Consider the following 15,578-nt stretch of genomic DNA (forward strand, 5'->3'; position numbering starts at 1 on the left):
AATAGACGACTCAGTCGCTTGAGACGGTCACACCCCACGACTACGCGGGCGCGACGCAAATCGGGGGGTTTTACCCTCGCGGAAAGATTGCCTCAACTATGACCGACACGGACGGCTCGAACGTCCTGTTCGTCGTGTTGGATACGGTCCGGAAGGACCGGCTGTCGGTGTACGACGCCGACCGGGACACGACGCCACACCTCGCCGACTTCGCCGAGGAGGCCGCCGTCTTCGAGCAGGCCGTCGCGCCGGCGCCCTGGACGCTGCCCGTCCACGCCTCGATGTTCACCGGCCTCTACCCCAGCGAGCACGGGGCGACCCAGGAGGACCCCTACCTCGAGGGCGCGACGACGCTCGCCGAATCGCTCTCGGCAGCGGGCTACGACACCGCCTGTTACTCCTCGAACGCCTGGATAACCAGTTACACGAACCTCACCGCGGGGTTCGGCGACCACGACAACTTCTTCCAGATTATGCCCAGCGAGTTGCTGTCGGGGCCGCTCGCGAGCCTCTGGAAGACGATGAACGACAACGACACCCTCCGGGGGGTCGCCGACCGACTCGTCCAGGTCGGTAACAAGCTCCACGAACACCTCGCCGAGGGCGGCGGCGGGGACACGAAGACCCCACAGGTCATCGACAAGACCATCGACTTCGTCGACGACTCGGATGACTTCTTCGCCTTCATCAACCTGATGGACGCCCACCTGCCCTACCACCCGCCAGAGGAGTACGCCGAGCGGTTCGCCCCGGGCGTCGACTCCACCGAGGTCTGCCAGAACTCCAAGGAGTTCAACTGCGGCGCACGTGACATCGACGACGAGGAGTGGGCGGCGATTCGGGGCCTCTACGACGCCGAACTCGCCCACATCGACGACCAGCTGAACCGCCTATTCTCGCACCTCAAAGAGACCGGCCAGTGGGAGGACACCACCGTGATTGTCTGTGCGGACCACGGCGAACTGCACGGGGAGCACGACCTCTACGGCCACGAGTTCGGCATCTACGACCCGCTCGTGAACGTCCCCCTGATGGTCAAGCACCCGGACGTCGAACCGGGGCGCGACGACGAGACCACCGTCGAACTGGTCGACCTCTATCATACGGTGCTCGACGCGGCGGGGGCCACCGGCCGGGGCAAGCCCCTCAGCGACGCCCGCTCGCTCCTCTCTGCAGACTACCGCGAGTTCGCCGACGACATCGGCGGCACCGACCGCGGCGACGTCGGCTTCGTCGAGTACCACCAGCCGGTCGTCGAGCTGCGCCAGTTGGAGGGGAAAGCCGCCAGTGCGGGCATCGACTTAGACGAGCAGTCACGCTTCTACTCGCGGATGGGCGCGGCCCGCACGCCCGACGCGAAGTACATCCACTGCACGCGTATCCCGGACGAGGCCTACGACGTCGAGTCCGACCCCGGCGAGACGGCGGACCTGGCCGGGACCGCCGACGAACCGACGCACCTGAAAGAGGCGCTGTTCGCGTTCGTCGACGCGGTCGACGCGACATGGCCCGACGAGGCCGACGGCGCCGACGGCGACGTGCTGGGGGAGATGGACGAAGACACCAAGGACCGCCTGCAGGACCTCGGCTACATCGACTAGCGTGACCTCGGACACGCCCGCGCTCGACTTCGTCAATCGTCGGACCGTCGCGCAGATACTCCTGGGATTCGCCGTCGCGGGCATCGTCCTCGCCCTGCTCGTTGACTTCGTCGGCACCGCGGACGTCCGGGCGCGGCTGGAGACGGCCGACCTCGGGTGGGTCGCGCTCGGCTGTCTCTCGACCGCGCTGTGTCTGACCGCCTGGGGGAAGGCCTGGCAGCTCGTGCTCGAAGTCGCGGGCATCGAAGAGCGCTTCTCGCGCCTCGTCGTGACCTACTACGCCGCGACGTTCGCAAACTACGTCACCCCGCTGGGCCAGGCCGGCGGCGAGCCCTTCATCGCCTACGTCCTCTCGCGGGACACGGAGGCCAGTTATCAGGACAGCCTCGCCAGCGTCGTCACGGCGGACCTGCTCAATCTCTTCCCCTTTGTCACCTTCGCGGGCGTCGGCTTCGCGGCGCTGCTGTACCAGGCGTCGCTCCCCGAGGCCATCGAACCGCTGGCCGGCGGGCTCGTCGTCCTCTCGGTCGGCGTCCCGCTCGTGGCGGCCATCGGCTGGCGCTTTCGCGACCGGCTCAGGGAGGCCATCGTCCGACTGTCGGCACCGGTGGCGCGTCGGACGCCGCTGTTCACCCTCGACGGGCTCCGGGAACGCCTCCACGAGACGGAGGCGGCGTTCGAACGCATCGCCCGGGACCGCCGGGCGCTGGCGACGGCGCTGACCTACTCCTACGTGGGCTGGGTGTTCTTCGCGCTGCCGCTGTACGCCGCCGCGATGGCCGTCGGCGAGTCGATTCCGTTGCTGCTGGTCTTCTTCATCGTCCCCGCCTCGACGCTGGCGGGGCTCGTCCCCTCGCCCGGTGGCTCCGGGGCCGTCGAGGCGGCGCTGGGGCTGCTCGTGGTGACGCTGACGCCGGTCGACCCCGTCGGCGCGACGGCCATCGCCATCCTCTACCGGGTCGCGAGCTACGTCTTCGCGCTCGTGCTCGGCGGGGCGGCGGCGCTGTACGTCATCAAGCGGAACTGAGTAGCCATCGGAGCTCAGTGCACACCCGACCGCACGACACCAGTGCGGTCGGTGTGAAACCCGTTTCAATTGGTACTGCAGCGGAGGTTCCGTCCGGTCTCCCACGTCCTGACGAGTCGCGTCAGCGTCTCGTTGACCGGAACGGCTCCGTCGGCGTGGTCGACGACGTAGCCGTTGATGGCGTCGACCTCCGTCCGCGTCCCGCGCTCGACGTCCTGGTACATCGAGGAGTGGTTGGGGGCGGTCTTGCGGACGACGTCGGCCGCCAGCGAGACGGCACGCTCGTCCGACAGCCCGACGTCGTGCTCGCGAGCGACACGTGCTGTCTCCCGTGCAGCCGCAGCCAGCAGTTCGTCGCCCGGCGAGTCGGCGAGCGCGCCGTTCTCGACGCGGGCGAGCGCCGTCGCGGCGTTGACGGCAGCGTTGACCGCGAGTTTCTCCCACAGGCGGGTCGGCATGTCCGCATCGACGCGTGCCTCGACGCCCCCGAGGCGGAAGGCGTCGGCCACCTCGTCGGCGAGCGCCGACGCGCCGCCTTCGCGGTCCCCGAGCACTACCTCGCCGCGGCCGGTGAAGTCGACCCGGCCCGGTTCGACGAGGCGTGCGCCGTAGGTGCAGGTGCCCGCGAGCACCGGACAGTCGACGCCGGCGGCCAGCTGTGCCTCGTTGCCCATCCCGTTCTGCAGCGAGAGACACGCGTCGAGCGAGCAGTCGGCGAGCGCCGCGGCGGCGTCGGCGGTGTCGTAGGTCTTGACGGTCACCAGCGCGAGGTCGGTGGCGTCGGGGACGTCTGTCCGCGCGGCCGGGGAGACGGTGAAGGCCTCGGTCCCGACGACGTCTAGACCGGCCTCGCGGACCGCCCCGACGTGTGGCTCCCTGCCGACGAGCGTGACGTCGTGCTCACGGGCGAGCAACCCCCCCAAGAGGCTCCCGAGGCTGCCGGCGCCGACGACGAGGACGTCCATACGCCCCGCTCGCGCGGGATGGAATATAAAGGCTCGCCGCGGCCGGAATCACCAGTCACTTGCCTCGCGCCGGCCAACGCGGGGTATGGACGACGAGGACGGCGAGCGCGTCGACGTGCGGGGCGCCGACCGGCTCACGGAGCGCATCCTCCGGACCTGGACCGAGGCGGGCCTCGACAGCGACGGGCGCTGGTCCTGGCCGGCCGACGAAGCGCAGTTCGGCGTCGACCTGGCGGCCGGGCCCGACGAGGCGGGCCTGGACGTACTCGCGGCGGTGTTGGACGCCACGCCGCGGGACCCGGCGACGCTGGCGGTCCACGTCGAGCTGGGGCGTCGCGACGACACCGTCGGCGACCGCCGGGGGGCGCTCGAGCGACTGGCGGGCTACCCCGACGTGACGGCGCTTGCCACCGACACCGCCGGGACGGCGCCGGCGACGCCCGAGGCGCTCGACGCGGTGTTCCGTCTCTACGGCGCGGCGCTGCGACGGGTCACCGTCCTCGACGAGTCGGGGCTGGCGATACTGGAGTCGCTCGACGGGCGCGTGGAGTTCTCGCTGCCGGCGGCGAGCATCAGCGAGGTCCGGTCGGGGCTCCCCGAGGCGGTCCGGGACCAAGTCGCGCGGCGGACCTAGTCCTCCTGCCAGTAGTAGATGTTCTCCTTCGCCGCCCCGCAGGCGGGACAGGACTCGGGAATCTCCTGGATGTCGCCCATCTCGCCACACTCCCAGCAGCGCCACATCAGTTCGGCCTCGCCGGCGACGCCCGTCGAGACGTGTTCGCTGGAGAGCGACTCGATACCGTCCAGCGTCGTCACGTAGAACCCGTGCTCGTCGAACCCGCGGATGGAGCCGAGTTCCTCGCCCTCGTCGTCGTACACTGTCTGTCCGAAGGAGACCCGAGTGTGTTCCTCCTCCGTTGATGCGTCACTCATACGTACATATAGATTTGTTGAACAGTGATAAAGACTAGCGTGAGAAGAGGCTGGTGTGGACGGGCGCGAAGTCGCTCTCTTCGCTGTCGTCGACGACAGTATCGGAGACGGCCTTGCCGCTCACGCCGTCTGCGAGGAAGTCAGCCAGTGGCGGGCCGACGTTGTCCGGTTCGACGAGGAACGCGTCGTGGCCGTGGTCGGAGTCGACGACGTGGTGGGCCACCTCGCTGTCGGCCTCGCGCAGCGCCTCCGCGACGGACTCGGCCTGTTCGCTGGTGAAGTGCCAGTCCGCGGTGAAGGACATCACCAGGGCGCCCCCGTCGAAGGCCGCGAGCGCGTCGGCGTCCGACTCGAACCCGGCCGCCAGGTCGTAGTTGTCCATCGCGCGCGTGAGATAGAGGTAACTGTTGGCGTCGAAGCGCTCGGTGAACTTCTCGGCGTTGTAGTCGAGGTACGACTCGACGTCCCGGTACGGGAAGAACGCGCCCGCCTGGTCGGTCGGGAACGACCGGACGGCGTCCCGGCCGGCGGCGCGGCGACCGAACTTGCGCTCCATCGACGCCTTCGAGAGGTACATCACGTGGCCCAGCTGGCGGGCCAGAGCGAGGCCGTCGCTGGGTTCCTCGTGGTCGTCGCCGTAGTAGTGGCCCCGGTTCCAGTTCGGGTCGGTAGTGATGGCCCGGCGGGCGATGGCGTCGAGCGCGAGACACTGCGGGTCCAGCCTGGCGGCGGCGGCGATGGGGGCGATGCGCTCGACGTGGTCCGGGTGGCGCTTGGCCCATTCGAGGACGTTCATCCCGCCGACGCTCCCGCCGACGACGGCGTGCAGGGCCGGGACGCCGAGTTCGTCCAGCACGGCGCGCTGGGCCTCCGTCCAGTCGCCGACCGTCACCGGCGGGAAGTCGGTACCGTAGTGCTCGCCGGTCTCTGGGTCGACGCTCTGCGGGCCGGTCGACCCGTAGCACGAGCCGGGGACGTTGACACAGACCACGAAGTACTCGGTCGTGTCGATGGCTTTGCCCGGGCCGACGATGTCGTCCCACCAGGCGCGGGCCTGGTCGGCGCTGTCGACCCGGTCGCGGCCGGCGACGTGGGCGCTGCCGGTCAGGGCGTGACAGACCAGCACCGCGTTGTCCCCCTCGAATTCGCCGTAGGCCTCGTAGGCCAGTTCGAGGTCCGGGACGGTCTCGCCGCACTCGAACTCGAACGCACCGACGGAGACGGTGTCGTGTTCGACGTTCATGTGACTCGGTCGATAGCCGCGTCGATATCGCTGACGATGTCCGCCGGGTCCTCGATGCCGACGCTCATCCGCACGAGGTCGGGGCGGACGCCACTGGCGCGCTGTTCGTCCTCGTCGAGCCGGGCGTGAGTCGTGCTCGCGGGGTGGATGACCAGCGTCTTCGCGTCGCCGATGTTCGCGAGGAACTGCGCGAGGTCGGTCTCCTCGCAGAAGCGCTGGCTGGCCGCGTACTCGCCCAGACCGAAGGTGACGATACCGCCGAAGCCACCGGAGAGGTACTGCTCGGCGAGGTCGTGGGTCTCGTGGCTCTCGAGACCGGGGTAGGTGACCCACTCGACCTCGGGGTGGTCCTGGAGGTGTTCGGCCACCGTCATCGCGTTCTCGCAGTGGCGTTCCATCCGCAACGAGAGGGTCTCGGTCCCCTGCAGCGTGGCCCAGGCGTCGAAGGGCTTCTGGCCGTCGCCCAGCGTGCGGAGACTTCGGTGGCGGGCCGCGACGGAGAAGGCGCGGTCGCCGAACTCCTCGGCGAAGACGGTGCCGTCGAAGGCCGGGTTTGGCGCGCCGAGCTCGGGGAACTTCTCGGGGTACTCGCCCCACGGGAACGAGCCGCCGTCGACGAGCACGCCACCGACAGTCGTTCCGGAGCCGTGGATCCACTTCGTCGTCGACTCCCAGACGAGGTCGACGCCGTGGTCGAGCGGGTTACAGAGCGCGGGCGTGCCGAACGTGTTGTCGACGAACAGCGGGACGCCGTGGTCGTGCGCCACCTCCGCGATGTCCTCGAAGGGAGGGACCACGAGCGAGGGGTTCCCGATGGTCTCACAGTGGACGCAGGCGGTGTGCTCGTCGATGGCCTCCGCGTACGCCTCGGGGTCGAGCGTGTCCACGAACCGGGCCTCGATGCCCCGGCGGCCGGCCGTGTGGGTGAGATAGCCGTGCGTCCCGCCGTAGATAGAGGAAGCGGAGACGACGTTGTCGCCGGCCTCGGCCAGCACGAGCGTGGCGGCGTCGAGCGCGGCCATCCCGGACCCGGTGGCGACGGCGTCGACGCCGTTCTCGAGCGACGCGAGGCGCTTCTCGAGCATCCGTACCGTCGGGTTGTCGAACCGCGAGTAGACGTTGCCGTCGTCCTCCAGCGCGTAGCGCTCGGCGGCCGTCCCGGCGTCCTCGAAGACGTACGAGGACGTCTGGTAGATGGGCGGTGCGCGTGCGCCCGTCGCCGGGTCCGGTTCCTCCTGGCCCGCGTGGACACAGCGGGTCCCGAATCCGTAGTCGTCGGTCATGTATCACACTCATATATCCCCAGGCTTCTATAACCACGAGTTACGGCAAAACTCTCCCCCGACGGGTGAGGACACCTGGAGACGCGGCCACCACCCTGCACCGCGGCAGGTGGCAGGACCCGTCCGCTGGCTCTACCAGTCTAGACTCCCACCGCTCTGGTACTCGGTCACCTGCGTCTCGAAGAAGTTCTTCTCCTTGTTGAGGTCGACCTGCTCGGACATCCACGGGAACGGATTGTCGGTGTCGTACTGCGCCGGGAGGTCCAGCTGACCGAGTCGCCTGTCGGCGACGTGTTCGACGTACTCGGCGAACTGCGCGGCACTCATCCCGAGTATGTCGTCCGGGCACGCCTCGTAGGCGTATATTTTCTCCAGCTCGACGGCCTCGGTGATCAGGTCGATGACTTCCGCTCCGAACTCGTCGGTCCAGACGCCCGGATTCTCGGTGCGAATCTGGTTAATCAGGTCGACGCCGAACCCGAGGTGGAGCGACTCATCGCGCATGATATACTCGAACTGCTGGCCGATGCCGACCATCTTGTTCTGCCGTTTCAGTGCGAGCATCATGGCGAATCCGGCATAAAAGAAGATGCCCTCCATGATGACATAGAAGCCGATGAGGTCACGGACGAGCTCGCGGATGTCGGCGTCCGATTCGATGGTGAAATCGTCCCTGTCGATGACCCGCGTCAGGTCGACGACGAACTCGTCTTTCTCCTCGATAGAGGGGACGCGGTCGTACATTCCGTAGAGGTGCTCCGGGTCGAAGCCCAGCGAATCACAACAGTAGATGAACGTGTCCGTGTGAATCGCCTCCTCGTAGGCCTGCCGGAGCAGGTACTGGCGACACTCAGGGGCCGTGACGTAGTCGTAGACGGCGAGGACGATGTTGTTCGCCGTGAGCGACTCGGCCGTCGAGAAGAAGCCGAGGTTCCACTCGACGAGCTGGCGCTCGGCGTCCGAGAGCGCGTCGCCGTTCCACTGCGAGACGTCGTCTTGCATCGGAATCTCCTCGGGGACCCAGTTGTTGTTCACCCCCGCCTCGTAGTACTCGCGGGCCCAGTCGTAGTCCATCGGGAGAATCTTGTTCGGGTCGTGTTCCGCGTCGGTGTTGAGTATCGGCATTGGTGAGTCGTGAGAGTGATTACTGACAGGCGTCGCAGGTGGGGTCTTCCACGGTACAGAGGTCCTGATCGTCGGTCGACCGTCCGCCGTCCGACGCCATCTCTGCGTCCGTGGCCCCGTCGCGATGCTGGGTCTTCCCGTACTCGGACATGTCCAGCGTGGATTTCTCTATCTGTGACGCGCCGAGCGTCCGCAGGTAGTAGGTGGTCTTCAGGCCGAGGTCCCACGCCGTCTTGTACACGTCGTCCAGCAGCGAGCCGTCGGTCGACGGGAAGAACACGTTGTGCGAGACAGATTGGTCGATCCACGTCTGTCGATGGGCAGTGAGCCGGAGCTGGTGGCGCGGGTCGATTTCGAACGCCCCACGATACAGCTCTTTCAGGTCGTCCGGGATGGCCTCGATTTCCTGGATGGACCCGTCGTGATACTTGAGTCGGTCCACCAGCTCGTCGTCCCAGCAGTCACGGTCCCGGAGGTCCGCGACGAGCTGGTCGTTGATAACGGTGAAATCGCCGGACATGTTCGATTTCACGTAGAGGTTAGAGTACAGCGGTTCGATGGACGGGGTCGTCCCGTTGATGGTCGAGACGGTGGCAGTCGGCGCGATAGCCATCGTGTTCGAGTTTCGCATCCCGTGTTCCTCGACGTGTTCGCGGACGGCGTACCAGTCGAGTGTCTCGGTCCGGTCGGTCGGAATCTCGCGCCCTCGTTCTTCCTCCAGCCGATCGACGGTATCCTGTGGCAGCAGTCCACGGTCCCACTTCGACCCGTCGTAGGAGGGGTAAGATCCGCGTTCGGCGGCCAGTTTCGAGGAGTTGCGAATCGCGTGATAGGAGACGAACTCCTGCCATCGGTTCGCTTTCTCGACGGCTTCCTCCGAGGCCATCGGCACGTCGAGTCGCATCAGCGCGTCGTGGAACCCCATTGTCCCGAGGCCGACCGGTCGATGTCGCATATTCGAGTGCTCGGCTTCGTCGGTCGGGTAGAAACACAGGTCGACGACGTTGTCCAGCATCCGCATCGCCGTCTCGATGGTCTCGGCGAGGTGCTCCCGGTCGAGCCTCGCGGTCGAATCCGACCGCTCGGTCTCCGCGGCACTGCGTTCCGTGCCGTCTCCGTCGGTGACGTGTGTCGCGAAGTTCACGCTCCCGAGGTTACAGACGGCGTGTTCCTCGGCGCTCGTGTTGAGCGTGATCTCCGTACAGAGATTCGAGGAGTGGACCGTCCCGACGTGGTCCTGTGGCGACCGGACGTTGCAGGGGTCCTTGAACGTCAGCCACGGATGCCCGGTCTCGAACAGTCGGGTGAGCATCTGCCGCCAGAGTTCCTCGGCCTCGACGCGTTCGTACTGTCGCAGTTCGCCCGCTTCGGCCTGGCGTTCGTACTCGCGGTACTGGTCCTCGAACTCGCTACCGGAGCGGTCGTGCAGGTCGGACACCTCGTCGGGGCTGAACAGCGTCCAGTGGTCGCCGTTCTCGACGCGCTTCATGAACAGGTCCGGAATCCACGCGGCCGTGTTCATGTCCGGCGTCCGTCGACGCTCGTCGCCGGTGTTGCGCTTCAGGTCGATGAACGCCGGGAAGTCGAGATGCCAGCAGGCCAGGTACGCACAGGCCGCGCCCCGCCGTTTCCCCGAGCGGTTTATCGCAGCGGTCACGTCGTTGCTGATTCGCAGGAACGGCACCACGCCGGTCGACTCCACGCCCGTGCTCTCGATGAGTGCGCCCGCAGAGCGGAGGTTCGTCCAGTCGTTGCCGAGGCCGCCGCTCCACTTCGAGAGCTGTGCGTGGTGTTTGTACGCGTCGAAGATGTCTTCGAGGTCGTCCTCGACGGTCGTCAGGTAACACGACGAGAGCTGTGGGTGTGTCGACCCGCTGTGGAACAGCGTCGGTGACGACGGCGTGAACTCGAGTTTCGAGAGCACGTCGTAGAACTCCTTGGCCCGGGCCTGTGGGTCGTCTTCCTCGATTGCGAGGCCCATCGCGACGCGCATCCAGAAGGCCTGCGGGAGTTCGAGGTGCTCCCCGTTCTCTTCGGTCTTGAGGAAGTACCGCTGGTAGAGCGTCTCCATCGCCATGTACTCGAACTGCTCGTCTCGCTCGAGTTCGAGGTACGCCGCCAGCTCGTCGAGGTCGAACCGGTCGAGCAATCGTTCGTCGAGCAGGTCGATGTCGACGGCGCGTTCCAGGTTCTCGACGAACGCGTCCCGATAGGCGCGGTCGAGTTCGAACCCAGTCAGGTCCGCGTCGAGTATCTCGCGATAGTACCGCTGCCGGAAGACCGCCGCTGCGATGCGTTTGAACGTCGGGTCACGTTCGATGCGGGCGGTGAGGGCCTGGAGAATCGCCTGGTAGACCTCGTCTGCGGAGGCTCCGTCGTAGCAGTTCCGTTCGACCTCTTCGACGAGGTCGTCGTAGTCCGCCGCGGAGAGTGTCGTTTCGTGGTCGGTGCGTGCTCGGTCGAGAACTGACCGAACGTCTGGCGTCGATGTAGACTGTTGCTGGCTCATGAGTTACGAGAGTGCGGCCGTCGAGAATCAGCACCGGACTCGTCGAATCCGGCATCAAGAGCAGCGCCAGTTGGACATATCTCAGAACCGACTTGCACGCGCCAGCTGTGTCGCGGTGCGCCCTCGCGAATCGCTGGGCGCGTTCCCACGTCGCGGGGGTATCTCCGGTCGGTCCCGTCGTCGCTCCAGTTCGTAGTTGTCACTATTGGCACTCCTCACTTCTCCTCACCCGTATCGGTGGGTGGTGATTCTCGCGCTGCAATACCTGGTGTCGGAGTCCACCGTGTTAAAATCTACTATTGTATTTTAGATAGTGCAAATTTAGTTGTATTGTAGGTGGTGCAGACGCAGTAGACGGCCCTTCGCAGAGACCCGATGGCCGCACTTCTCGGAGCGAGGATAGCCAGTTGCGGCCCGTTTCAACAGAGCCAAACCGCCGGCCCCACAACACAGCGCAATGAGCGAGTCTGAGGACACGGTCCAGTGCTGGCTGGTCGAGCGGTCGAGTTACGGCGACGAACGCGTGGTGACGCTGGTCTACGCGACGCCCGACGGCGACCGGCAGCTGACCAAACAGCTCTCGACGAACCTCCTGATGCGGAAGACCGTCACGGCCGCTACCGACGTGGAACCGGCGCGACTCGAACCCGTGGGGGACGCCGAGACGCGCGAGCGGTACGCGGCCGAGGCGACGCGGATGGCCGAGCAACACGACCCCGAGGAGGAAGTCTGAGCCGCCGCCGCCCGCCAACTCCGAGACGAAAGACTATATCCGATGCCGTCACAACGCGGCCGTATGGCCGCTATCGAACTAGACGGCGTCACGAAGCGATTCGGCGACGTCACCGCCCTCGAAGAGGTCGACCTGACCGTCGAGGAGGGGGAGGTGTTCGGGTTCCTGGGGCCCAACGGGGCCGGGAAGTCGACCACCATCAACATCCTCCTCGACTTCGTCCGGCCCACCGAGGGGTCGGCGTCCGTCCTCGGCGTTGACACGCGCGCGGAGTCGAAAGCCATCCGGGACCGCACGGGCGTCCTCCCGGAGGGGTACGACGTCTACGAGCGGCTCACCGGCCGTGAACACCTGCAGTTCGTCATCGAGGCGAAAGACGCCGACGACGACCCGATGGCACTGCTCGACCGGGTCGGCTTAGACGCCGAGGACGCCGCCCGGAACGCCGGCGGCTACTCGAAGGGGATGACCCAGCGACTCGTCCTCGCGATGGCGCTGGTCGACGAGCCGGACCTGCTCATCTTGGACGAGCCCTCCTCCGGCCTGGACCCCAACGGCGCCCGGATGATGCGCGAGCTCGTCCGCGAGGAGAGCGAGCGGGGCGCGACCGTCTTCTTCTCCTCGCACATCCTCGGCCAGGTCGAGGCCGTCTGTGACACCGTCGGCATCCTCCAGGACGGGCGGCTCATCGCCAAGGACTCCGTCGACGAGTTGCGCGACCGGACCGAAGGCGGGACGACGCTCCACGTCACGCTCGCCGACGGCGAGGTGGACGCTGCAGTCGAGGCCGTCACGGGACTCGACGTGGTCTCGTCGGTGTCGGCCGACGGCGGCACCCTCGCCATCAACTGCGAGAGCGACGCGAAGATGACCATCCTCAACGCCATCGAGGAAGCAGGGAGCGAGGTGGCGGACTTCGAGACGACCGAGGCCTCGCTCGAGGACCTCTTTGCCACCTACACGGGAGGCGAGCGATGAGCGGAAGCGACGACCGCAACATGCGCTCGGACATGGGCGGTGTCGACGCGGCGCTGCGCGACCAGTTCGACTGGTACCCGGTCGCGAAAAAGGAGTTCAAGGACGCTATCCGCTCGCGGGGCTTCCTCGTGCTCTCGGTGCTCTTCACCGTCTTCTTCATGCTGCCGCCGGCGAGCGTCGTCTTCGGCTTCTTCGACTTCGGGCCGTCGGGCCAGGACATCGGGATGCAGTTCCTCATCTCCTCGGTGTACCTGAACATGGTGACGCTGCTGGTCCCCGTCGTCGCGCTGTTCGTGGGCTACGCCGCCATCACGAAAGAGCGGACCAGCGGGTCGCTGAAGCTCCTGCTGTCGCTGCCGTTCTCGCGGCGCGACGTGCTGGTCGGGAAGGTCGTCGGCCGCTGTGTCGTCGCCGGCGTCACCCTCGCGTTCGCCCTGGCGCTGACGGCGTTGTTCTTCGTCGCTTCGGAACTGACGTTCAAGGGCGACCTCTTCGGGCTGTTCGTCCTCTACACGCTGGCGTTTACCGTCGTGTTCGTCGCCATCGTCGTCAGCATCTCCGGGGCCTTCTCGACGAGTTTCCGGTCGGCCATCGCGAGCTTCTTCGTCTACTTCTACTTCACCTTCGGGTGGAACTCGCTGGCCAACAGCATCGGCGACCTCCTCTCGCAGTATCTCGGCGTCTCCGGGACGCTGCGCTGGAACGTCGTCCTGTTCGTCAAGCTCATCAACCCCAATCAGGCGTACAAGACGCTGACGAACTCGATGCTGACCGAGGGGTCGAACGCGATGCGTTCCTCGCGGTACCGGATGTTCAGCCAGAACAGCACCCAGATGCAGGAGATCTGTACCGGCGTCCTCAACGGGAACGCGACGGTCCAGCGCGGCCTCTTCGGCAACACGACCGTCTGTGGCGACACCGTCCGGTCGATTCCGTTCTACTTCTCGGACCCGGCCGTCTTCGTCTACATGGTCGCCTGGATCGGCGTCGCGGCCGCCCTCGCCTACTACACGTTCAACGTCGTGGACCTCTGAGGTGAGCGGGGCTACGGTTCGACGCCGTACGCTTCGAGCAGGTCGTGGAACGCCGCTTCGTCCAGTTGCTCGACGTCGTTTTCCGCGGCGTCCTCGCGTTTCCGCTGTCCCGGACTGTCGCCGACGACCAGGTAGTCCGTGTTGCCAGAGACGCTCGACGTCGCCGACCCGCCGTGTCGCTCTACCAGGTCCTGGGCCTCGCTGCGCGTGACGTCGGCGAGCGACCCGGTGAACACGAAGGTCAGTCCGTCGAGGGCGTCGCCGCCGGTCTCTTCGGCGGGCACCGGGTCGACGTGTTCGAGTAACTGGTCGACGACGGCGCGGTTCCCCTCGTGACCGAAGAACTCGACCACGGAGGCGGCGACCTCGGGACCGACGTCCGGGACGGCTTCGAAGGCATCGGTGTCGCCGGCCTCGGCGGCCTCGAGGACGGCCTCGAAGGTCCCGAACTCCCGGGCGAGGTTCCGCGCGGTGACGCCACCCACGTCCGGGATGCCCAGCGCGACGAGGAAGTCCGCGAGCGGCGGCTCGGTGGTTGCCTCGACCTCGCGGACGAGGTTCTCGGCGCTCGTCTCGCCCCACCCCTCCAGGTCGACCAGGTCCGCGACCGAGAGGGTATAGAGGTCCGCGGGGCTCTCGACTAACCCGCCCTCGAGCAGCTGTGTGACGGCTTTCTCGCCCAGCCCCTCGATGTCCAGCGCGTCGCGGCTGGCGTAGTGTTCGACGGCGCGTTCGCGTTGGGCGGGACAGGAGAGCTCGCCGGTACAGAAGGCCATCGGCCCGTCCCGTTCGACCGGACTCGAACAGACCGGACAGGTGTCGGGGAACTGGAAGTGGCCGTCACCGTCTTTCTCGACCACCTCGACGACGTCCGGGATGACGTCCCCGGCGCGCTTGATACGGACCCGGTCGCCGATGTCCACGCCGAGTTCCTCGACGAGCGAGGGGTTGTGCAGCGAGGCGCGGGTCACCGTGACGCCGCCGACCTCGACTGGGTCCATCAGCGCGACCGGGGTGAGCCGTCCGGTTCGCCCAACCTGGACGACGATGTCCCGGACGGTGGTCGCCTCCTTGCGCGCGGGGAACTTGTACGCGAACGCCCAGCGTGGCGCTCGACTGGTCGTCCCCAGGGTCTCGCAGGCGTCGGTGTCGTTCACCTTGAGGACGACGCCGTCTATCCCGTAGTCCAGGTCGTCGCGGGCCGCCAACTGCGCGTCGCGGTAGTCGATGGCCGCCTCGATGTCGTCGACCACGCGCGTCCGGTCACACACGCGCAGGCCCCACGCGGGCAGGCGGTCGTGTATCTCGTCGTGGCGCTCGAACTCGGCCGAGGAGTCGAGGACACCGAAGAAGAACACGGAGAGGGGGCGCTGGGCGGTGACGCTCGGGTCCAGCTGCCGGAGCGTCCCGGCGGCGGCGTTGCGCGGGTTGGCGAAGGGGTCGTCGCCGGCCTCGACCCGCTCGCGGTTGTACTCGGTGAAGGCGTCCCGGGGCATGTACACCTCGCCGCGGACCGCGAGGAAGTCAGGGTAGTCCCCGCGAAGGCGCTGGGGGACGCTACTGATGGTCCGGACGTTCGCGGTGACGTCCTCACCGACCTGGCCGTCGCCGCGGGTGGCCGCACGCTGGAAGACGCCGTCCTCGTAGACCACCTCGACCGAGAGGCCGTCGAACTTCGGCTCGCAGAAGTAGGCCACGTCGCCGTCGAAGTCGGCCAGCCCACGGCGAACACGGTCGTCGAATTCGCGGGCGTCGTCGGCCTCCCCGCCCTGGTCGATGGACCGCATCGGTGCGACGTGGTCGACCTCCCCGAGCTCGTCCAGCGGTTCACCGCCGACGCGCTGGGTCGGGCTGTCGGGCGTCGCGATGTTGAAGGCCCCTTCGAGCGTCTGGAGACGGGCGAACAGCGCGTCGTACGCCCGGTCGCCGATGACCGGGTCGTCGGCGACGTAGTACCGGTGGTCGTGGTACCGGATGGCCTCGCGCAACTGCTCGGCCTGCTTGCGGGCCGCCGCTTCATCGAGCGTCTCGACGTCGTCGAACGACGTCGGCGGGGCTTCGACGTACGGGTTGTCCGCGATATCGGAGTCGAAGGCGGCTACCATTGCCAGAGGCTGGGGGTGCCGGGTACTAAGCCGCTACGTCAC

The 15,578-nt window shown here is 67.1% G+C and carries 13 protein-coding genes; 6 read left to right on the forward strand and 7 right to left on the reverse strand.

Annotation, left to right across the window (positions count from 1 at the left end):
* Positions 1-98 precede the first annotated feature (98 nt).
* The gene (locus P1L41_RS01975) at positions 99-1,601 is read left to right on the forward strand and encodes a sulfatase family protein (protein ID WP_276297207.1); all 1,503 of its coding nucleotides are present in this window, start codon (positions 99-101) and stop codon (positions 1,599-1,601) included.
* Between the two features lies 1 nt (position 1,602).
* Positions 1,603-2,628 (forward strand): lysylphosphatidylglycerol synthase transmembrane domain-containing protein, encoded by a 1,026-nt coding sequence (locus P1L41_RS01980; RefSeq protein WP_276297208.1) that lies wholly within the window; start codon positions 1,603-1,605, stop codon positions 2,626-2,628.
* A 65-nt stretch (positions 2,629-2,693) separates the two neighbouring features.
* Here the strand turns inward: P1L41_RS01980 and P1L41_RS01985 are convergent, their stop codons facing one another.
* Positions 2,694-3,593, reverse strand: a complete 900-nt coding sequence (locus P1L41_RS01985; RefSeq protein WP_276297209.1) for a ketopantoate reductase family protein — start codon at positions 3,591-3,593, stop codon at positions 2,694-2,696.
* An 85-nt stretch (positions 3,594-3,678) separates the two neighbouring features.
* Between P1L41_RS01985 and P1L41_RS01990 the strand changes: the two genes are divergently transcribed.
* Positions 3,679-4,227, forward strand: coding sequence for a hypothetical protein (locus P1L41_RS01990; RefSeq protein ID WP_276297210.1), 549 nt, complete (start codon positions 3,679-3,681; stop codon positions 4,225-4,227).
* On the opposite strand, the gene P1L41_RS01995 is transcribed toward P1L41_RS01990, so the two are convergent.
* The 5 genes from P1L41_RS01995 to P1L41_RS02015 form a co-directional block, all read right to left on the reverse strand.
* Positions 4,224-4,526: a DUF7130 family rubredoxin-like protein gene (locus P1L41_RS01995; protein WP_276297211.1), complete on the reverse strand. Its 303-nt coding sequence runs from the start codon at positions 4,524-4,526 to the stop codon at positions 4,224-4,226. The genes P1L41_RS01990 and P1L41_RS01995 overlap by 4 nt on opposite strands.
* 34 nt (positions 4,527-4,560) lie before the next feature.
* Entirely contained in the window at positions 4,561-5,769 is a 1,209-nt protein-coding gene (gene metX, locus P1L41_RS02000) for a homoserine O-acetyltransferase MetX (protein WP_276297212.1), read from the reverse strand.
* A complete protein-coding gene (locus P1L41_RS02005) occupies positions 5,766-7,052 on the reverse strand; it encodes an O-acetylhomoserine aminocarboxypropyltransferase/cysteine synthase family protein (RefSeq protein ID WP_276297213.1) in 1,287 nt (428 codons plus the stop codon). The genes metX and P1L41_RS02005 overlap by 4 nt, the downstream gene beginning before the upstream one ends.
* Before the next feature lie 132 nt (positions 7,053-7,184).
* Entirely contained in the window at positions 7,185-8,177 is a 993-nt protein-coding gene (locus P1L41_RS02010; RefSeq protein ID WP_276297214.1) for a ribonucleotide-diphosphate reductase subunit beta, read from the reverse strand.
* A 19-nt stretch (positions 8,178-8,196) separates the two neighbouring features.
* The gene (locus P1L41_RS02015) at positions 8,197-10,686 is read right to left on the reverse strand and encodes a ribonucleoside-diphosphate reductase subunit alpha (RefSeq protein ID WP_276297215.1); all 2,490 of its coding nucleotides are present in this window, start codon (positions 10,684-10,686) and stop codon (positions 8,197-8,199) included.
* 457 nt (positions 10,687-11,143) lie between these two features.
* Here P1L41_RS02015 and P1L41_RS02020 point away from each other — a divergent pair, with 457 nt between their 5' ends.
* The 3 genes from P1L41_RS02020 to P1L41_RS02030 all read left to right on the forward strand — a co-directional run bounded on the left by P1L41_RS02020 (position 11,144) and on the right by P1L41_RS02030 (position 13,431).
* Complete coding sequence (locus tag P1L41_RS02020; protein WP_276297216.1) at positions 11,144-11,419, forward strand: DUF7967 family protein; 276 nt, start codon at positions 11,144-11,146, stop codon at positions 11,417-11,419.
* 63 nt (positions 11,420-11,482) lie between these two features.
* A complete protein-coding gene (locus tag P1L41_RS02025; RefSeq protein WP_276297217.1) occupies positions 11,483-12,397 on the forward strand; it encodes an ABC transporter ATP-binding protein in 915 nt (304 codons plus the stop codon).
* A complete protein-coding gene (locus P1L41_RS02030) occupies positions 12,394-13,431 on the forward strand; it encodes an ABC transporter permease subunit (protein WP_276297218.1) in 1,038 nt (345 codons plus the stop codon). Before P1L41_RS02025 ends, P1L41_RS02030 begins: the two co-directional genes overlap by 4 nt.
* Before the next feature lie 11 nt (positions 13,432-13,442).
* Here P1L41_RS02030 and ligA read toward each other — a convergent pair whose 3' ends face one another.
* Positions 13,443-15,536, reverse strand: coding sequence for an NAD-dependent DNA ligase LigA (ligA, locus tag P1L41_RS02035; RefSeq protein WP_276297219.1), 2,094 nt, complete (start codon positions 15,534-15,536; stop codon positions 13,443-13,445).
* Between the last annotated feature and the right edge of the window lie 42 nt (positions 15,537-15,578).

Source organism: Haloarcula ordinaria (assembly GCF_029338275.1).
GTDB classification, from domain to species: Archaea; Halobacteriota; Halobacteria; order Halobacteriales; family Haloarculaceae; genus Haloarcula; species Haloarcula ordinaria.